This is a genomic window from Streptomyces sp. NPDC027663, from assembly GCF_055566415.1.
This window is the reverse complement of record NZ_JBVHSK010000024.1, coordinates 57,230-75,582: the sequence shown is the minus strand read 5'-3', so window position 1 is coordinate 75,582 and position 18,353 is coordinate 57,230. Positions and strand designations below refer to the sequence as shown.

Annotated in this window: 19 protein-coding genes; 8 read left to right on the top strand and 11 right to left on the bottom strand. The window is 70.8% G+C overall.

Translation table 11 applies throughout. The features are described 5' to 3' along the window. The first annotated feature begins 209 nt into the window (after positions 1-209). The gene (serB, locus tag ACZ4SF_RS36525; protein ID WP_468393091.1) at positions 210-1,418 is read left to right on the top strand and encodes a phosphoserine phosphatase SerB; all 1,209 of its coding nucleotides are present in this window, start codon (positions 210-212) and stop codon (positions 1,416-1,418) included. 145 nt (positions 1,419-1,563) lie between these two features. Here the strand turns inward: serB and ACZ4SF_RS36520 are convergent, their stop codons facing one another. From ACZ4SF_RS36520 to ACZ4SF_RS36505, 4 genes are all read right to left on the bottom strand, one after another. Next, the gene (locus ACZ4SF_RS36520; protein ID WP_468393089.1) at positions 1,564-2,082 is read right to left on the bottom strand and encodes a SixA phosphatase family protein; all 519 of its coding nucleotides are present in this window, start codon (positions 2,080-2,082) and stop codon (positions 1,564-1,566) included. Between the two features lie 78 nt (positions 2,083-2,160). Beyond that, positions 2,161-2,367: a hypothetical protein gene (locus ACZ4SF_RS36515; RefSeq protein WP_468393087.1), complete on the bottom strand. Its 207-nt coding sequence runs from the start codon at positions 2,365-2,367 to the stop codon at positions 2,161-2,163. A gap of 298 nt (positions 2,368-2,665) precedes the next feature. Next, positions 2,666-2,785, bottom strand: coding sequence for an SGM_5486 family transporter-associated protein (locus ACZ4SF_RS36510; RefSeq protein WP_094374424.1), 120 nt, complete (start codon positions 2,783-2,785; stop codon positions 2,666-2,668). Positions 2,786-2,846: 61 nt separating this feature from the next. Beyond that, entirely contained in the window at positions 2,847-4,163 is a 1,317-nt protein-coding gene (locus ACZ4SF_RS36505) for a CynX/NimT family MFS transporter (protein WP_468393085.1), read from the bottom strand. 82 nt (positions 4,164-4,245) lie between these two features. Between ACZ4SF_RS36505 and ACZ4SF_RS36500 the strand changes: the two genes are divergently transcribed. After that, complete coding sequence (locus ACZ4SF_RS36500; RefSeq protein WP_468393083.1) at positions 4,246-4,938, top strand: FadR/GntR family transcriptional regulator; 693 nt, start codon at positions 4,246-4,248, stop codon at positions 4,936-4,938. Here ACZ4SF_RS36500 and ACZ4SF_RS36495 read toward each other — a convergent pair. The 3 genes from ACZ4SF_RS36495 to fabG all read right to left on the bottom strand — a co-directional run bounded on the left by ACZ4SF_RS36495 (position 4,916) and on the right by fabG (position 7,105). Further along, positions 4,916-5,266: a hypothetical protein gene (locus ACZ4SF_RS36495; RefSeq protein ID WP_468393081.1), complete on the bottom strand. Its 351-nt coding sequence runs from the start codon at positions 5,264-5,266 to the stop codon at positions 4,916-4,918. The two genes, ACZ4SF_RS36500 and ACZ4SF_RS36495, sit on opposite strands and share 23 nt — an antisense overlap. 346 nt (positions 5,267-5,612) lie before the next feature. Further along, positions 5,613-6,380, bottom strand: a complete 768-nt coding sequence (gene fabI, locus ACZ4SF_RS36490) for an enoyl-ACP reductase FabI (RefSeq protein WP_468393079.1) — start codon at positions 6,378-6,380, stop codon at positions 5,613-5,615. Between the two features lie 5 nt (positions 6,381-6,385). Then, positions 6,386-7,105, bottom strand: a complete 720-nt coding sequence (gene fabG, locus ACZ4SF_RS36485) for a 3-oxoacyl-[acyl-carrier-protein] reductase (RefSeq protein ID WP_468393077.1) — start codon at positions 7,103-7,105, stop codon at positions 6,386-6,388. A 239-nt stretch (positions 7,106-7,344) separates the two neighbouring features. On the opposite strand from fabG, the gene ACZ4SF_RS36480 reads away from it, so the two are divergent. From ACZ4SF_RS36480 to tyrS, 3 genes are read left to right on the top strand one after another with little or no spacing between them, the layout of a single operon-like run. Beyond that, complete coding sequence (locus ACZ4SF_RS36480; RefSeq protein ID WP_468393075.1) at positions 7,345-8,901, top strand: TldD/PmbA family protein; 1,557 nt, start codon at positions 7,345-7,347, stop codon at positions 8,899-8,901. Then, entirely contained in the window at positions 8,898-10,292 is a 1,395-nt protein-coding gene (locus tag ACZ4SF_RS36475; protein WP_468393073.1) for a metallopeptidase TldD-related protein, read from the top strand. Before ACZ4SF_RS36480 ends, ACZ4SF_RS36475 begins: the two co-directional genes overlap by 4 nt. Before the next feature lie 56 nt (positions 10,293-10,348). Continuing rightward, the gene (tyrS, locus tag ACZ4SF_RS36470; protein WP_468393071.1) at positions 10,349-11,617 is read left to right on the top strand and encodes a tyrosine--tRNA ligase; all 1,269 of its coding nucleotides are present in this window, start codon (positions 10,349-10,351) and stop codon (positions 11,615-11,617) included. Positions 11,618-11,788: 171 nt separating this feature from the next. Here tyrS and ACZ4SF_RS36465 read toward each other — a convergent pair whose 3' ends face one another. Continuing rightward, positions 11,789-12,070 carry a GlsB/YeaQ/YmgE family stress response membrane protein gene (locus ACZ4SF_RS36465; protein ID WP_468393069.1) on the bottom strand — a complete coding sequence of 94 codons (282 nt, stop codon included), beginning with the start codon at positions 12,068-12,070 and terminating at the stop codon, positions 11,789-11,791. A 243-nt stretch (positions 12,071-12,313) separates the two neighbouring features. Here ACZ4SF_RS36465 and ACZ4SF_RS36460 point away from each other — a divergent pair, with 243 nt between their 5' ends. Together ACZ4SF_RS36460 and ACZ4SF_RS36455 are read left to right on the top strand one after the other, a co-directional pair. Then, a complete protein-coding gene (locus ACZ4SF_RS36460) occupies positions 12,314-12,721 on the top strand; it encodes a DUF3099 domain-containing protein (RefSeq protein WP_468393067.1) in 408 nt (135 codons plus the stop codon). Positions 12,722-12,958: 237 nt separating this feature from the next. Next, positions 12,959-13,180: a hypothetical protein gene (locus ACZ4SF_RS36455; RefSeq protein ID WP_468393065.1), complete on the top strand. Its 222-nt coding sequence runs from the start codon at positions 12,959-12,961 to the stop codon at positions 13,178-13,180. Between the two features lie 59 nt (positions 13,181-13,239). On the opposite strand, the gene moaA is transcribed toward ACZ4SF_RS36455, so the two are convergent. The 3 genes from moaA to ACZ4SF_RS36440 form a co-directional block, all read right to left on the bottom strand. Continuing rightward, positions 13,240-14,229: a GTP 3',8-cyclase MoaA gene (gene moaA / locus ACZ4SF_RS36450; RefSeq protein ID WP_468393063.1), complete on the bottom strand. Its 990-nt coding sequence runs from the start codon at positions 14,227-14,229 to the stop codon at positions 13,240-13,242. Between the two features lie 173 nt (positions 14,230-14,402). Then, positions 14,403-16,028 carry a solute symporter family protein gene (locus tag ACZ4SF_RS36445; RefSeq protein ID WP_468393061.1) on the bottom strand — a complete coding sequence of 542 codons (1,626 nt, stop codon included), beginning with the start codon at positions 16,026-16,028 and terminating at the stop codon, positions 14,403-14,405. Continuing rightward, positions 16,025-16,381 carry a DUF485 domain-containing protein gene (locus ACZ4SF_RS36440; RefSeq protein ID WP_468393059.1) on the bottom strand — a complete coding sequence of 119 codons (357 nt, stop codon included), beginning with the start codon at positions 16,379-16,381 and terminating at the stop codon, positions 16,025-16,027. Before ACZ4SF_RS36440 ends, ACZ4SF_RS36445 begins: the two co-directional genes overlap by 4 nt. 420 nt (positions 16,382-16,801) lie before the next feature. On the opposite strand from ACZ4SF_RS36440, the gene ACZ4SF_RS36435 reads away from it, so the two are divergent. Beyond that, positions 16,802-18,328, top strand: a complete 1,527-nt coding sequence (locus ACZ4SF_RS36435; protein WP_468393057.1) for a S8 family peptidase — start codon at positions 16,802-16,804, stop codon at positions 18,326-18,328. Positions 18,329-18,353 lie beyond the last annotated feature (25 nt).

The window sequence follows — 18,353 nt, the reverse complement described above, 5'->3', positions numbered from 1 at the left end:
CAGGGGCCCGGTGATCTGGGCTGCGCGGATCGCCGGGCGGGGCGCTCCGTGGGACGCTCGTGAGTGGGCCGGGGCGGCACCGTAGCGGCGTGGCAGCGGTTTCCCCCGGCGGCAAGATCCCCGACACCGGCCCGACACCGACTGTTCCGTGTCCGTCAGGCGGACCTCTGCGGCGCACGGCACTGGGTGCCGGATACGGTGGTGACACCATGAGCGCTTCGCAGACCTCCGAGGTCCCCACTCTCCTCGTCAAGATTTTCGGCAAGGACAGGCCGGGCATCACGGCCGGCCTCTTCGACACCCTTGCCGCGTACCTGGTCGACGTGGTCGACATCGAGCAGGTCGTCACCCGAGGCCGCCTGGTGCTGTGCGTGCTGGTGACCCAGCCGCCGGCCGGCCTGGAGGGCGACCTGCGCGCGACCGTGCACAGCTGGGCCGAGTCGATGAAAATGCAGGCGGAGATCATCTCGGGGCACGGTGACAACCGTCCGCGGGGTCACGGGCGCTCCCTGGTGACCGTCCTCGGCCACCCGCTCACCGCCGAGTCGACCGCCGCCATCGCGGACCGGATCGCGAAGGCCGGCGGCAACATCGACCGTATCTTCCGGCTGGCCAAGTACCCGGTGACCGCGGTGGAGTTCGCGGTGTCCGGTGTGGAGACCGAGCCGCTGCGCACGGCCCTGGCCTCCGACGCGGCGGCACTGGGTGTCGACATCGCGGTCGTCTCGGCGGGACTGCACCGGCGTGCCCAGCGGCTCGTGGTCATGGACGTGGACTCGACCCTGATCCAGGACGAGGTCATCGAGTTGTTCGCGGCGCACGCCGGCTGCGAGGACCAGGTCGCCGAGGTGACGGCGGCGGCGATGCGTGGGGAGCTGGACTTCGAGCAGTCGCTGCATGCGCGTGTGGCGCTGCTGAAGGGGCTGGACGCGTCGGTGGTGGAGAAGGTGCGCCAGGAGGTCCGGCTGACCCCGGGCGCGCGCACCCTGATCCGCACCCTGAAGCGGCTCGGCTACCAAGTGGGCGTCGTCTCGGGTGGCTTCACCCAGGTGACGGACGACCTGAAGGAACGGCTGGGGCTGGACTTCGCGCAGGCCAACACGCTGGAGATCGTCGACGGGAAGCTGACCGGCCGGGTCACCGGCGAGATCGTGGACCGGGCGGGCAAGGCGCGGCTGCTGCGCCGGTTCGCCGCGGAGGCCGGGGTGCCGCTGTCCCAGACCGTGGCGATCGGCGACGGCGCGAACGACCTGGACATGCTGAACGCGGCGGGTCTGGGCGTGGCCTTCAACGCCAAGCCCGTGGTCCGGGAGGCGGCGCACACGGCGGTGAACTTCCCCTTCCTCGACACGGTCCTGTACCTCCTCGGTGTCACCCGTGAGGAGGTCGAGGCGGCCGACACGCACGACGAGGGCTGACCCGGCCCCTGCCCGTGTCCCGTGCCCGCCGCCGGGCTCCCGCGCGTGGCCCGTGCCCCGGCCGGACCTCGTCCTTGTCCCGTGCCCGACGGCCCGGCGCCCTGTGCGGCGCCGGGCTTTTTCGGCCCTCCGTGTCAGCTGCGGGTCACTCCGAGGGGGCCCAGTAGTCCACGAGTGTGGCCACCGCCGGCTCCAGGCCCTTCCAGGGGCCGTCGAAGGTCAGCAGGGCGAACCCGGCAGCGGGGAAGCCACGGCGGTCCATCCGCTCGCGGGCGTCGGCCTCGGCCGAGCCGGCCAGGATGTCGGCCAGCCCGTGCACGCCCGGGTTGTGGCCGATCAGAATGATGTTCCGTGCGTCGTCCGGAATCTCGTTGAGCACGGCGATCAGCTCGCCGGGCGAGGCCTCGTAGACCCGCTCCTCGTAGATGGTTTTCGGCCGGTGCGACAGCTCATGGACGGCGATCTTCCAGGTCTCGCGGGTCCGGGTCGCCGTGGAGCACAGGGCCAGGTCGAAGGTGATGCCGGTGTCGGCCAGCTTGCGTCCGGCGACTGCGGCGTCCTTGCGGCCTCGCTCGGCGAGCGGGCGCTCGTGGTCGGAGACCTGGGGCCAGTCGGCCTTCGCGTGCCGGAAGAGGACGATCTTGCGGGGTTCTGCGACGCTCATGGGACCCAGCTTCGCATGAAACAGGCCACCCGGCGCAGGGAGTTGACATGCGGATTCGCCGCGTGAGGGGGCTCTGCGTCAGCGCGCGAGGAACTGCTGGGCGCGCTCCACGAGGTGCGAGATCGCCGGATCGCCGCTCGCCGCGTGGGCGTCCGACGGGTTCAGTATCAGCACCAGCAGCGAGATGAACGCGAGGGCGGGCAGGGCGAGCGCCCACCAGGGAAGCCTCATGCCGACGCCGCCCGTGGTCGCCGGGTGGGGCCGGGAGTGGGTGCGGGTCGGCATGATCGCCTCCGTGAGTCTTCGAGCGGGTCCCTGACCGCCTGGTGCGGTCACCTCTCGAAGCTACGGAATCCGGGGCCGCCAACCCATCCGGAGATCCACCCACTTGACCCTGACCCTGACCCCCTAGGGGATGGTGGGGTCAGCCCCACCATCCGCCGGGTGAATGAGGCGAACCGGAAGAATCAGGCGAGCCGCACGCCGGCAGTGTACGAACCGTCCACGAGCCGAGGCCCGAGGGCGCCGGCGCCTGCCGGACCGCGGGAACCGGAACGATCGGCTGAGCCGAGTGGAGCGGCCGTCACGGGGACGCGATGGTCGCCACGACGGCGATGATCACGAAGATGGCGAGGAACGAGCCGAAGACGAGCAGCATCTTCTTCTGGCCGTTCTTCGGGTTCGGGTCGAGCACAGGCTGCATGGGCCCAGTCTCGCACCCCGCCTCCCCTCCGGAGCCGCCGGGGGCGCCGCGCCGCGCCGCGTCAGCGCGTCGCCTCGTCCTCCACGATGCGGTCGCGGCCCGCCAGGAAGCCCACCACCATCTGCGGCACCATGAGGCTCGCCATCAGGGCGATCGGCAGCCCCCAGCCACCGCTCTGCTGGTAGAGCACGCCGACCAGCAGCGGGCCGGGGATGGAGATCAGGTAGCCGGTGCTCTGCGCGAACGCGGACAGCTGGACCACGCCCGCTCCGCTGCGGGCGCGCATGCCGACCATCGTCAGCGCCAGCGGGAAGGCACAGTTGGAGACGCCGAGCAGCAGCGCCCAGGCCCAGGATCCGGCGGCCGGGGCGACGTACAGGCCGGCGTATCCGGCGAGCCCGCAGGCGCCCAGGACCAGCACGATCGGGCCCTGGTGAGGCAGCCGCGTGGCGACCCGCGGGATCACGAAGGCCAGCGGCACGCCCATCACCATGGTGACGGCGAGCAGCACGCCCGCGGTGCCCGCCGGGACGCCGGCGTCCCGGAAGATCTGCGGCATCCAGCCCATGGTGATGTAGGCGGCGGTGGCCTGGAGGCCGAAGAAGACGGCGAGCGCCCAGGCGGTGCGGCTGCGGGTGATGCGCAGCGGGGCCTGCTGTTCCGGCGTGGCGGGCACCTGCTCCTGCTGGTGTGCGGGCGCGGCGGCGCCCCGGTCCCGGACGAGCGGCAGCCAGGGCAGGACGGCGGCCGCGGCGATGACCGCCCAGACGGCGAGGCCGGACCGCCAACTGCCGCCGAGTGCGTCGGTCAGCGGGACGGTCACCGCGGCGGCCAGGGAGGTGCCGAGGGCGAGGGCCATCGAGTACAGGCCGGTCATGGAGCCGACGCGGTCGGGGAACCAGCGCTTGACGATGACGGGCATCAGGACGTTGCTGACGGCGATGCCCATCAGGGCGAGCGCGCTGGCGGCCAGGAAGCCGGGCGTACCGCCGACGTACGGACGTATCACCAGGCCGGCGGTGATGGCGGCCATGCCGGCGCACACCACGGCGGCCGGTCCGAAGCGGCGCGCGAGGCGGGGCGCGGTGGCACCGAAGACGGCGAAGCACAGCGGCGGGACGGAGGTGAGCAGGCCGGCCACGCTGCCGCTCATGCCGAGCCCGTCGCGGACCTCCTCCAGGAGGGCGCCGAGGCTCGTGATGGCCGGGCGGAGGTTCAGTGCGGACAGCACGATGCCCACGACGAGCCGGGTCGCCCACGCGCGCGTGCGGCCTGCGCCTGGCGTCGTCCGGGGCGTGCTCGCTGCTGCGGCCCTCCCGCGTTCGGTCGGTGACATCGACGTACGGGTCTCCACGGTCCGGGTTTCCTCACTAGCCATGAGACCCATCATAGAATCATGGGATGATTGGCTGTCCATTCCCGGTGCGCCTGCGCCCCGGCCTCGCGTGCGAAGGTGTGCCATGCCCTTGAGCCACCCCCGACGCTCGGCGCTGTCCGAGCAGGTCATCGCCGAACTGCGCAACCAGATCACCTCCGGCGAATGGCCGGTCGGCTCGCGCATTCCGACGGAACCGGAACTGGTCGATCAGCTCGGTGTCGCCCGCAACACCGTCCGCGAGGCGGTCCGGGCGCTCGCGCACAACGGTCTGCTGGACATCCGCCAGGGCTCGGGCACTTACGTGGTGGCGACGAGCGAGCTGGCCGGCGTCATGCACCGCCGCTTCGCCGACGCCGACCCACGGCACATCGCCGAGCTGCGTTCCACGCTGGAGTCGGCCGCGGCGAAGCTGGCCGCCGAGCGGCGCACCGAGAAGGATCTCAAGCAGCTGGACGCGCAGCTGGCCCGGCGCGAGGAGGCCTGGGAGGCCGGTGAGGCGGAGGCGTTCGTGACGGCCGACGCCACCTTCCACCTGGCCGTGGTGGCCGCGTCCCACAACGACGTGATGACGGCGATGTACGCCGACCTGAGCGAGGTGCTGCGGGACTGGCTGCGCGCGGACGTCGGCGCGGAGCTGACACCGGAGACGCACATGGACCACGCGCGCCTGGTGGACGCGATCCGCGCGGGGGACGCGGAGGCGGCGGCGGAGGAGGCCGCGAGCTACCCGTTCCTGTGCAATCCGGGCCGGTTCACCGCGCCTTCTGGTGGCTGACCCAGACGGTTCGGACCTCCTTCCAGCACCGCCCGGTGAGCCGTACGGTCAGGGCGGGCCCGGCCTCGACGGGGGCGCTGTCGGTGTCGATGTCCCACCAGCGGGCGCACTCGATGTGCAGCCGTACGCGGTCGACGTCGACGTAGGGGTTGTGACAGTAGGTCACCACGTGTGAGCCGCTGATGTTCGTCCGGCACGAGGCACCGAACCGGCTCGGCGCGGGCGGCTTGCCGTCGCCCATGCGCGCGTGGGACAGCGCGTCGTAGGGCAGGGACAGTACGAGGGCGAGGGCCACGGTCACCGGGGCCAGGCTGCGCGACAGGCGCACAAGGGGACCTCCTCGGCCGGGCTGCGGAGGGACGTGCGGGGCGAAGCGTCTCCAGGGTGCGCCCGCGCGGCCGCGGCGGCCCGGCCGGTGAGCCGAACGGGTGACGTCCGTTCCGGCGGTCTCGCGCGCGTGACGGTACGGCGAAGGCCCGCACCCGGGGAGGGCGCGGGCCTTCGCCGTGGCGCAGATCCCGGGCGGCGGCACCAGCCGTGGGGCGGACCCTCAGCGGCAGCGGCCGCAGGCCGGGCCTTCGGCGCGGCCGCAGGCCGGGCCTTCAGCGGCAACGACCGCCGTGGGCCGCCCCCGGGCCGGCAACCGGCCGCGAGGCGTGCCTCTGCGGCAGCGATCAGGCGCCGATGGCGTGCAGGCCGCCGTCGACGTGGATGATCTCGCCCGTGGTCTTCGGGAACCAGTCGCTCAGCAGGGCGACGACTCCGCGCCCGGCCGGCTCCGGGTCCTTCAGGTCCCACTCCAGCGGCGAGCGGGTGTCCCAGACGGAGGCCAGTTCGGAGAAGCCCGGGATGGACTTGGCGGCCATGGAACCGATCGGACCCGCCGAGATGAGGTTGCAGCGGATGTTCTGCTTGCCCAGGTCGCGCGCCATGTAGCGGTTGGTGGCCTCCAGGGCGGCCTTGGCCGGGCCCATCCAGTCGTACTGCGGCCAGGCATACTGGGCGTCGAAGGTGAGGCCGACGACCGAGCCGCCGTTCTGCATCAGCGGCAGGCAGGCCATGGTCAGCGACTTCAGCGAGAACGCCGAGACGTGCATGGCGGTGGAGACCGACTCGAACGGCGTGTTGAGGAAGTTGCCGCCGAGCGCGTCCTGCGGCGCGAAGCCGATGGAGTGGACGATGCCGTCGAGACCGCCCAGTTCCTCGCCGACGACGTCGGCCAGACGCGCGAGGTGCTCCTCGTTCGTCACGTCCAGCTCGATGACCTTGGTCGGCTTCGGCAGCTTCTTGGCGATGCGCTCGGTCAGCGTCGGCCGCGGGAACGCGGTCAGGATGATCTCGGCGCCCTGCTCCTGGGCGAGCTTGGCGACGTGGAAGGCGATGGAGGACTCCATCAGGACACCCGTGACCAGGATGCGCTTGCCCTCGAGAATTCCGCTCATGGTGATCAGTGACCCATTCCCAGTCCGCCGTCAACAGGGATGACGGCTCCAGTGATGTACGAGGCGTCGTCCGAGGCGAGGAACCGCACCGTCGCGGCGATCTCCTCCGGCTGCGCGTAACGGCCGAGCGGCACCTGCGAGACGATGTTCTTGCGCTGCTCGTCGGTGAGCGCCTTCGTCATGTCGGTGTCGACGAAGCCGGGCGCGACGACGTTGAAGGTGATGTTGCGCGAGCCGAGTTCGCGGGCCAGCGAACGCGCGAAGCCGACCATGGCCGCCTTGGAGGCGGCGTAGTTCGCCTGACCCGCCGAGCCGAGCAGGCCGACGACCGAGGAGATCAGGACGACGCGGCCCTTCTTGGCGCGCAGCATGCCGCGGTTGGCGCGCTTGACGACACGGAAGGTGCCCGTGAGGTTGGTGTCGACGACCGAGGTGAAGTCCTCCTCGGTCATGCGCATCAGGAGCTGGTCCTTGGTGACGCCGGCGTTGGCGATCAGGACCTCGACCGGACCGTGCTGGTCCTCGATCTCCTTGTAGGCCTGCTCCACCTGCTCCGGGTCGGTGATGTCGCACTTGACGGCCAGGCAGCCCATTTCCGTCAGGGCGGCCGGCGGCTCGCCCGAGCGGTACGTGATCGCGACCTTGTCGCCGGCGTCGGCGAAAGCGCGGGCGATGGCGAGGCCGATGCCCCGGTTGCCTCCGGTGACGAGAACCGAGCGGCTCAACGGATCACCCTTTCCATAGGGGTCTGACAGATCCGCCCGAACACCTGGATGACAGGCGGCTTCATCGAAAACCTATCGGTACCGCACTCGCCGCGGGCAATCGGGCACCGACAGTGGCTCGGGGGTGTCGCTGTCGGATCCCTACAGAATCGGCCGGTCCCGGAGCGAAAGATGTGGTCCGGCGGGCCGGTCCCGGGACATGATCGGACGCGACAGGCCACGACAGCAGGGAGACCTCGGTGCCTCATTCCATCGACGAAGCCTTCACGGCGCTTCCCCTACGGGCCCTCGCCGACGCCGCGCTGGCGCGCGCGCGTGCGCTGGGGGCCGAGCACGCCGACTTCCGGCTGGAGCGGGTGCGCAGCGCGTCCTGGCGGCTGCGGGACGCCAAGCCCGCCGGCTCGTCGGACACCACCGACCTCGGGTACGCGGTGCGGGTCGTGCACGGGGGTACGTGGGGCTTCGCGTCCGGGGTGGATCTGACCATGGACGCCGCCGCGCGGGTCGCCTCGCAGGCGGTGGCGATGGCCAAGCTGTCCGCGCAGGTCATCAAGGCGGCCGGCGCGGACGCGGGGGCACCTGCCACGCCTTTCGGGCAGTGGGGGAGGGTGGAGCTGGCAGACGAGCCGGTGCATGCCGACAAGACGTGGATCTCGTCGTACGAGATCGATCCGTTCTCGGTGCCCGCCGAGGAGAAGGCCGGGCTGCTGGCGGAGTGGAGCGCGCGACTGCTGGCCGCGCCGGGCGTCGACCATGTCGACGCCTCGCTGCTCACCGTCCACGAGAACAAGTTCTATGCCGACACCGCCGGGACGGTGACCACGCAGCAGCGGGTGCGGCTGCATCCGGAGCTGACGGCCGTGTCGGTCGACGAGTCGAGCGGGGAGTTCGACTCGATGCGCACGATCGCGCCGCCGGCGGGACGCGGCTGGGAGTACCTGACCGGCACCGGCTGGGACTGGGACGCCGAGCTGGAGCAGATCCCGGAGCTGCTCGCCGAGAAGATGCGGGCGCCGAGCGTGGAGCCGGGTCTGTACGACCTGGTGGTCGACCCGTCCAACCTGTGGCTGACCATCCACGAGTCCATCGGCCACGCCACGGAGCTGGACCGCGCGCTCGGCTACGAGGCCGCCTACGCCGGCACCTCCTTCGCCACCTTCGACCAGCTGGGCAAGCTGAAGTACGGCTCTGAGCTTATGAACGTCACCGGCGACCGCACGGCCGAGCACGGCCTCGCGACCATCGGCTACGACGACGAGGGCGTCCAGGCGCAGTCCTGGGACCTGGTGAAGGACGGGACGCTGGTGGGCTACCAGCTGGACCGGCGGATCGCCCGGCTGACCGGGTTCGAGCGGTCCAACGGGTGCGCGTTCGCCGACTCGCCGGATCACGTGCCGGTGCAGCGCATGGCGAACGTGTCCCTGCAGCCGGATCCTGCCGGGCTGTCCACCGAGGGCCTGATCGGGAGCGTCGACCGGGGCATCTACGTCGTCGGTGACAGGTCCTGGTCGATCGACATGCAAAGGTACAACTTTCAATTCACCGGCCAGCGCTTCTTCAAGATCGAGAACGGGCGGATCACGGGTCAGCTGAAGGACGTGGCCTACCAGGCGACGACCACCGACTTCTGGGGCTCCATGGCCGCCGTGGGCGGTCCGCAGACGTACGTCCTCGGTGGCGCCTTCAACTGCGGCAAGGCCCAGCCGGGGCAGGTGGCCGCCGTGTCCCACGGGTGCCCGTCCGCCCTCTTCAGGGGCGTCAACATTCTGAACACCACGCAGGAGGCCGGCCGATGAGCGCCCGCATCAACAAGCCGCACGAGGTCGTCGAGCAGGCCCTGGCGCTGTCCCGCGCCGACGGCTGTGTCGTCATCGCCGACGAGCACTCCACCGCGAACCTGCGCTGGGCGGGCAACGCGCTCACCACCAACGGCGTGACCCGCGGCCGTACGCTCACCGTGATCGCGACCGTGGACGGCAAGGAGGGCACCGCCTCCGGTGTCGTGTCCCGCTCTGCGGTCACCGCGGACGACCTGGAACCGCTGGTGCGGGCCGCCGAGGCCGCCGCGCGCGGTGCCGGGCCCGCCGAGGACGCCCAGCCGCTGATCGCCGGCGTACCCCGCTCGCCCGACTTCACGGACGCGCCCGCGGAGACCTCCTCGGCCGTGTTCGCCGACTTCGCCCCGGGGCTCGGCGAAGCCTTCGCACGCGCGCGTGCGGGCGGCCGGGAACTGTACGGCTTCGCCAACCACGAGCTGGTGTCGACGTACGTCGGCACGTCCACGGGTCTGCGCCTCCGGCACGACCAGCCCACCGGCACGCTGGAGCTGAACGCCAAGTCGCCGGACCGTGTCCGTTCCGCGTGGGCCGGCCGGTCCACGAGGGACTTCAAGGACGTCGATCCGGTCGCGCTCGACGCCGAGCTGGCCGTACGGCTCGGCTGGGCCGAGCGGCGGGTGGAGCTGCCCGCGGGCCGCTACGAGACCCTGCTGCCGCCCACCGCCGTCGCGGACCTGCTGATCTACCAGCTGTGGTCGGCGTCGGGCCGGGACGCGACCGAGGGGCGGACGGTGTTCTCCAGGCCCGGCGGCGGCACGCGCGTGGGCGAGAAGCTCTCCCGGCTGCCCCTCAGCCTGCGCAGCGACCCCCATGCGCCCGGTCTGGAGTGCCCGCCCTTCGTGGTCGCCCACTCCTCGGGCGGCGACCAGTCCGTGTTCGACAACGGGCTGCCGACGCACGCCACCGAGTGGATCGGCGAGGGCGTGCTCAAGCACCTGACCACCACGCGGCACAGCGCGGCTCTCACCGGGCTGCCGGTCGCCCCGGTGCTCGGCAACCTGATCCTGGACGGCGGCGAGGACCGGTCCCCGGACGAGATGGTCGCGAACACCGAGCGCGGTCTGCTGCTGACCTGCCTGTGGTACATCCGCGAGGTCGACCCGGCGACCCTGCTGCTGACGGGCCTGACCCGGGACGGCGTCTACCTCGTGGAGAACGGCGAGGTGACCGGGCAGGTGAACAACTTCCGGTTCAACGAGTCGCCGGTGGACCTGCTGGGCCGGGCCACGGAGGCCGGGCGCACCGAGAAGACGCTGCCGCGCGAGTGGAGCGACTGGTTCACCCGGGCCGCGATGCCCGCGCTGCGGATCCCGGATTTCAACATGAGTTCTGTCAGTCAGGGCGTATAACCTCGTAGTCGGCTGTCACCCGACTGCCCGAAGATCACCAAGGAGACACGAGAAACGTGACGGACATCGTCGACGAGCTGAAGTGGCGTGGGCTCATCGCCCTCTCCACGGACGAGGACGCACTGCGCAAGGCGTTCGCGGACGGCCCCGTCACGTTCTATTGCGGCTTCGACCCGACCGCGCCCAGCCTGCACCTCGGCAACCTGGTGCAGATCCTGACGATGCGCCGCATCCAGGAGGCGGGGAACCGTCCGCTGGCGCTGGTCGGTGGTGCCACGGGCCTGATCGGCGACCCGAAGCCCACGGCCGAGCGCACGCTGAACGCGCCGGAGGTGGTGGCCGGCTGGGTGGAGCGGCTGCGCGCCCAGATCGAGCCGCTGCTCCACTTCGAGGGGCCGAACGCCGCGGTGATGGTCAACAACCTGGACTGGACCCAGGGCCTGTCGGCCATCGAGTTCCTGCGGGACATCGGCAAGCACTTCCGGGTCAACAAGATGATCGCCAAGGAGGCCGTCGCCCGGCGGCTCAACTCCGACGCGGGCATCAGCTACACCGAGTTCAGCTACCAGATCCTGCAGGGCATGGATTTCCTGGAGCTGTACCGGCGGCACGGCTGCACGCTGCAGACCGGCGGCAGTGACCAGTGGGGCAACCTCACCTCGGGCACGGACCTGATCCACCGGACCGAGCCGGAGGCCGTGGTGCACGCGCTGGGCACCCCGCTGATCACCAAGGCGGACGGCACCAAGTTCGGCAAGACCGAGTCCGGCACGGTGTGGCTCGACCCCGAGATGACCACGCCGTACGCGTTCTACCAGTTCTGGGTCAACGCCGACGACCGGGACGTCTCCAAGTTCCTGCGCATCTTCAGCTTCAAGTCCCGCGAGGAGATCGAGGAGCTGGAGCGGCAGACCGAGGAGCGTCCGCAGGCCCGTGCGGCGCAGCGCGCGCTCGCCGAGGAGCTGACGACGCTGGTGCACGGCGCCGGCCAGACGGCCGCGGTGATCGCCGCGTCCAAGGCGCTGTTCGGTCAGGGCGAGCTGACGGAGCTGGACGACAGGACGCTGGCGGCGGCGCTGTCCGAGGTGCCGCACGTCCAGGTCGCCGAGCTGGGCCCGGTGGTCGACCTGTTCGCCGAGGTCGGTCTGGTGGCCAGCAAGTCGGCCGCGCGGCGGACCGTGAAGGAGGGCGGGGCCTACGTGAACAACGCGAAGGTCACCGCGGAGGACTTCGTCCCGGGCGCCGAGGAGTTGCTGCACGGGCGGTGGCTGGTGCTGCGGCGGGGCAAGAAGAACCTGGCCGCCGTGGAGGTCACGGGCGCGTAGGCGGTGCGGCCGTCAGCGTCGTGAGCGGTACGGCCGTCAGCGTCGTAGGGGCGTGGGGTGCGCCGGCGACCGCGGCTTCGCCGTGGTCGCTCGCGGCCCCGCGGCGCGGCCGCGAGTCGGACACAGCCCTGCGCTCCCTCGGGAGCGCTGGGCCCGAGGCCTTTCGACAGCTCAGGCCCGCTGCTGCTTACGCTTGCCCAGCGTCGCCATGTAGAGGGCGTCCACCGCGGCCACGATGATGATGGCGGCGACGAGCTGGAAGATGTGGCGGCTCCAGTCGATGCCCCGGGTCTCCTCCACGCCGACCGCACGGGCGACCGCGTTGCCCACGATGGCGCCCAGCATGCCGCAGATGGTGGTCAGCCACAGGGGGCTGTGCTGCTTGCCCGGGATGATCGCCTTGGCGATGAGGCCCAGCACGAATCCCACGATGATCGCCCACAACCAGCCCATGGCTGCCTCCTCGTACGGCTCGACGTGAGCATTACGGCCAGTGTGGTTCCGTCCGCAGTACGGCGCATGTCGGCTTCCCCCGTACGCGGCACGGCCGCCGGCGTCGTCACAGGCGGACGGCGACCCGGTCTCGAACGCGGTGCGGGCGCGGCGTAACGTGGGACCTGTCCCGGTCCGGACCCCGCCGGCGTGGACGACGGTGCGGGCCGGGGAGAGTCCGATGCGGGCGGATGGTGGAATGTGATGCGGAAACAGCACGGCGACAGCGGCCAGGTGTTCCGGATCACCGGAGCCCGGACGGGACTCGCTGAGGATGTGCGGGGGCGGCAGCGGCGGTACGTGATCTCGATGTCGATCCGTACGGTCTCGGTGATCCTCGCGGCCACGCTGTGGAACGTCGAGCGGTACGTCGCCGTCGTCGCGCTCGTGCTCGGTGCGGTCCTGCCCTACATCGCCGTGGTGATCGCCAACGCGGGCCGGGAACGGCCGCCGTCCCTTCCGTCGACGTTCGTCACCGCGCCGGTGCGGCCCATGATCGCGCAGCCGCCGGCCGAGGAGGAACGGGCTCGGGCCGGAAGGGAATCGGCAGCGGAGGGCGTGCCGACGAACCCGGCGTCCGGGATGCATGAGGAACGCCCCGGCCCGGCGTGAGCACGGCCGACGCGGAGCCCGCGGCACAAGCGGAACGCCTCCACCCGCCAAGCTCAAGAAAAGCTCAGATCAATCCTGCTGTTCCAGTGCCGGGCGGTGGGCTACCCGTGACATACTGCGTACGCGCTCCGCATCCCCCGTCGGAGCGACGGACCGACGCCGGGCAGCTCCCCCCGTGGCTGCTCGGCGTCGCCTTGTTTGCGCCCGTTGTGTGAGACGAACCCGAGACGAAACCCCGTGAGTGACGAGACCCCGATCTGCTCCGCCAAGGGCTGCCGCACCGACGCCGTGTGGGTGCTTGCGTGGAACAACCCGAAGATCCACACGCCGGAGCGGCGCAAGACGTGGCTTGCCTGCGAGGAGCACCGCGAGCATCTGTCGCAGTTCCTCGGGATGCGCGGGTTCCTGAAGGACGTGGTCCTGCTCACCGACTGGCAGGAGCAGGAGCAGCGGGGCTGACCCTCGCCGCCGGAGACGAACCTCCACGGTGCTTCGTCAGCTCCGCGAGTACGTCGCCCTCAGCCGCCGATGGCGGACATCGGCCGGTCCGGCTGGACGAACGCCGGGTCGTCCAGGCCCGCTCCCGCCTTCTTGCCCCACATCGCCAGGCGCCAGATGCGGGCGATCTCCTCGTCCGGGGCGTCCGAGCGCAGGGCCGCTCGCAGATCCGTCTCCTCCGTGGCGAACAGGCAGGTCCGTATCTGGCCGTCGGCGGTCAGGCGGGTGCGGTCGCAGGCCGCGCAGAACGGGCGGGTGACCGAGGCGATCACGCCGACCCGGTGCGGGCCGCCGTCCACCAGCCAGCGCTCCGCCGGTGCCGAGCCGCGCTCGTCGGCGCCCTCGGCGGTGAGCTCGAAGCGGGTGCGCAGGGAGGCGAGGATGTCCCCGGCGGTGACCATGCCCTCGCGCTTCCAGCCGTGCTGGGCGTCCAGGGGCATCTGCTCGATGAAGCGCAGCTCGTAGTCGTGCTCCACCGCCCAGGCGAGCAGGTCCGGGGCCTCGTCGTCGTTCAGGCCCGGCATCAGGACGGAGTTGACCTTCACCGGGGTGAGGCCCGCTTCGCGGGCGGCCTCGAGGCCCTCCAGGACGTCCTTGTGGCGGTCGCGGCGGGTCAGGGTCTTGAAGACGTCCGGGCGGAGGGTGTCCAGGGAGACGTTGACCCGGTCCAGGCCGGCCGCCTTCAGGGCGGTCGCGGTGCGCTTGAGGCCGATTCCGTTGGTGGTGAGGGACATCTGGGGGCGCGGGGCGAGGGCCGCGACGCGCTCGACGATGCCGGCCAGGCCCGGGCGCAGCAGGGGCTCGCCGCCGGTGAAGCGGACCTCCTCGATGCCAAGCATCCGGACCGCGATGTCGATCAGCCGGACGATCTCGTCGTCCGTGAGCAGATCGGGCTTCGCCAGCCACTGCAGGCCCTCCTCGGGCATGCAGTAGGTGCACCGCAGATTGCACCGGTCCGTCAGTGAGACCCGCAGGTCGGTGGCCACGCGGCCATACGTGTCGATGAGCACTGGGCCCCCCTCCCTCTCCGGATCACCCGTTCTTCGTCCGTCACGGGTCTTCCCGTTACTTGCGAGCCTACGTGAGAGCACTGACAACCACAGCGGCCCGATCCCACGAGCTACGACACGGCCGCGTCGTAGGACCGTACAGTCCTGAACGACGCGGCCGCCCGTACGAAACCTCAGTGCGCTCCGGTGCCGGTCAGGGACCGCACCTCGAGTTCAGCGTACTTGCCGGCGTCCGGGGCCTCCTTCGACAGCAGAGTGCCCACGACACCGAGCAGGAAGCCGACCGGGATGGAGATGATCCCGGGGTTCTCCAGCGGGAACCAGTGGAAGTCGACCTCGGGGAACATCGACGTCGGCTTGCCGGAGACCACCGGCGAGAACAGCACCAGGCCGACCGCGGTGACCAGGCCGCCGTAGATCGACCACAGGGCGCCCGTGGTGGTGAACCGCTTCCAGAACAGGCTGTAGAGGATGGTCGGCAGGTTGGCGGAGGCGGCTACCGCGAAGGCGAGGGCCACCAGGCCGGCCACATTGAGGTCGCGGGCGAGGGCGCCGAGCACGATCGAGACCGCGCCGATGCCGACCGTGGCCCAGCGGGCCGCGCCGAGCTCCTGTTTCTCGGTGGCCTGGCCCCTCTTGATGACGTTCGCGTAGATGTCGTGCGCGAAGGAGGAGGACGAGGCCAGGGTCAGGCCCGCGACGACCGCGAGGATCGTGGCGAAGGCGACCGCCGAGATGGTGGCGAGCAGGATGGCTCCCCAGTTGGAGTCGACACCGCCCAGGTGCAGCGCCAGCAGCGGTGCCGCGGTGTTGCCCGCCTTGTTGGAGGCGATGATCTCGTCCGGTTTGATCAGTGCGGCGGCACCGAAGCCGAGGGCGAGGGTCATCAGGTAGAAGGCGCCGATCAGGCCGATCGCCCAGATGACCGACTTGCGGGCGGCCTTGGCCGTGGGGACGGTGTAAAAGCGGATCAGGATGTGCGGCAGGCCGGCCGTGCCCAGGACCAGGGCGATGCCGAGCGAGATGAAGTCCAGCTTGGTGGTGCCGGTGGCGCCGTACCTCAGGCCGGGCTCCAGGAACGCCGCGCCCTTGCCGCTGTTGTCGGCGGCCGAGCCGAGCAGGTCGGAGATGTTGAAGTCGAATTTCAGCAGGACCAGGAAGGTCAGCAGCAGGGCGCCGAGGATCAGCAGCACCGCCTTGACCATCTGGACCCAGGTGGTGCCCTTCATGCCGCCGATGGTGACGTACACGATCATCAGGACGCCGACGAGGGCGACGATGCCGATCTTGCCGCCGTCGCTGGTGATGCCGAGCAGCAGCGAGACGAGGACACCGGCGCCCGCCATCTGGGCCAGCAGGTAGAAGATCGACACCACGATCGTGGAGGTGCCGGCGGCCGTGCGGACGGGGCGCTGGCGCATCCGGTAGGCCAGCACGTCGCCCATCGTGTAGCGGCCGGAGTTGCGCAGCGGCTCGGCGACCAGCAGGAGGGCGACGAGCCAGGCGACGAGGAAGCCGATGGAGTACAGGAAGCCGTCGTAGCCGAAGAGGGCGATGGCGCCGGCGATGCCGAGGAAGGACGCGGCAGACATGTAGTCGCCGGAGACGGCGAGGCCGTTCTGGAAACCGGTGAACTGCCGTCCGCCGGCGTAGAAGTCGGCGGCGTCCTTGGTCTGCCGGCCCGCCCAGACGGTGATGACGAGGGTCGCGGCGACGAACACGGCGAACAGGGTGATGATCAGCGTCCGGTGCTCGCTCGCCTCGCCGGCGGCCAGCAGGGTGTGCTGCGCGACGGTCATGCTCCGCCCTCCATCCGGGACTTGATGGCCTCTGCCTTCGGGTCGAGCCGGGTGGCCGCGCGGCGCGCGTACCACCAGGCGATGAGGAAGGTAGTGAGGAACTGGGCGAGGCCCAGGACGAGGGCCACGTTGATGTTGCCGGCCACCTTGGTGCCCATGAAGTCGCCCGCGTAGTTGGACAGCAGGACGTACAGCAGGTACCAGGCGATGAAGGCGACGGTCAGCGGGAAGGCGAAGGAGCGGTGGGCGCGGCGCAGTTCACCGAACTCCGCGCTCTGCTGCACTTCGGTGAACTCCTCGGTGGAGGGAAGTGGGGCCCCTGGTTTGGCGGGGGGCGGTGTCTCGGTGGCCACGGAGTCTCCTCGGGGGACGGACATGCGCGCTTCTGACCTCACAACAGGGATCACGTTACCGGGAGTCAAGGAATGACTCCCGTGCGTGATTCCGAGGGGGCCACGATCCTGCTGGGCCCCCTGACCACGGTCACGGCGCCACGCGCGGGGCGGTTCAAGTCGGTCGGACGGTTCCGAAGCGGAAGCGGCCTTCTTTCGGCGAGCGCGCCGGCGTCTTCCGGAGACCGGGTGCGGCGTCTTCAGGAGATCGGGCGCCGGAGTCTTTCGCAGATCGGGTGCGGCGTCTTCCGGCGATCAGGTGCCGGCGTCTTCCGGAGACCGGGCGCGGAAGATAGCTTCGGCCTGCACTACTCGTCATGTACCTGCCCGAGCACTACCTGTGTCTCGGGCGGTTTCGCACCCGGATGATGTGGAGATCCCATGGCTCATCTGCGCTCCAGACGCCGGCTCGCCCTGGCCGTTCCGGTCGTGCTGTCGCTGACCGCCTCGCTCGGTTTCCTGTCGTCGCCGGTCTCGGCGACGCCCGCCACCGGCCCGGCGGTCCAGGCGGCGGACGGCCCGAATCTCGCGTACGTGGTCAACACCCGCGCGGACCACCGCACGATCGAGCACGTGCGGCGCGAGATCACGCGCAACGGTGGCACGGTCGTGGCCACTTACGACCGGATCGGCGTCATCGTCGTCCACTCCGCGAACCCGGACTTCGGCGCGCGGATGCGTGCGGTCCGCGGGGTCGACTCGGCGGGCGCCACCCGCACCGCGCCGCTCAGCGCGGCGGGGACGACGGACGAGGGCGCGGTACAGGTTCTGTCCAAGGCGGAGGCCGCGAAGGTCGCCCAGGGGGCGGCGGCGGGCGAGGAGCCCCTCGAGGCCGACCAGTGGGACCTCCGGGCGATCGGCGCCGACAAGGCCGCGACGATCGACCCGGGCAGCCGGAGCGTCACCGTCGGCGTGATCGACACGGGCGTGGACGACACCCACCCCGACATCGCCCCGAACTTCTCCGCGTCCCAGTCGGCGAACTGTGTGAGCGGCAAGGCGGACACGACGTACGGCGCATGGCGGCCCGCGGACGCCGACCATTACCACGGCACGCACGTGGCGGGCGAGATAGCCGCGGCCCGCAACGGCACAGGCGTGGCAGGCGTGGCGCCCGGGGTGAAGGTCGCGAGCATCACGGTGGCCCAGCCCGACTCCACCCAGTTGTTCTACCCGGAGAGCGTGGTCTGCGCGTTCGTCTTCGCCGCGGACCACGGTGTCGAGATCACCAACAACAGCTACTACGTTGATCCCTGGCTGTACAACTGCATGGACGACCCCGATCAACATGCCATCGTCGACGCGGTCAACAGGGCCCAGCTGTACGCCCAGCGCAAGGGCACGCTCAATGTCGCCTCGGCGGGCAACTCCAACGACGACCTGGACGCGGACGCCCTCGTGGACGACTCCAGCCCCGACGACTCGACGGCCCACACGCGCACGGTCGACCCGCACAAGTGCTTCGACATACCGACCCAGCTGCCCGGCGTGGTGACCGTGAGCGCGGTGGGCGTGAAGGGTGCCAAGTCGTACTACTCCAGCTACGGCCAGGGCGTGGTCGACGTGGCCGGACCGGGCGGCGACAAGTTCCAGATCCCGGACACGCCGTCGAAGAACGGCCGCATCCTGTCCACGCTGCCGAACAACCAGTACGGCTTCCTGCAGGGCACCTCGATGGCGTCCCCGCACGTCGCCGCGGTGGCCGCGCTGCTCAAGTCCTCCCATCCGCACGCCACTCCGGCACAGCTGCGGGCGCTGCTGAAGGCCCAGGCGGACAACCCGGGCTGCCCGAGCGGGCCGTACGACGGTGACGGCGACGGGGTCGTGGACGCGACCTGCGTCGGCGGCAAGCGCGTGAACGGCTTCTACGGCTTCGGGATCGTCAACGCCTTGCGCGCGGTCGAGTAGGCGATCAGAGCTTCACTATGCAGTG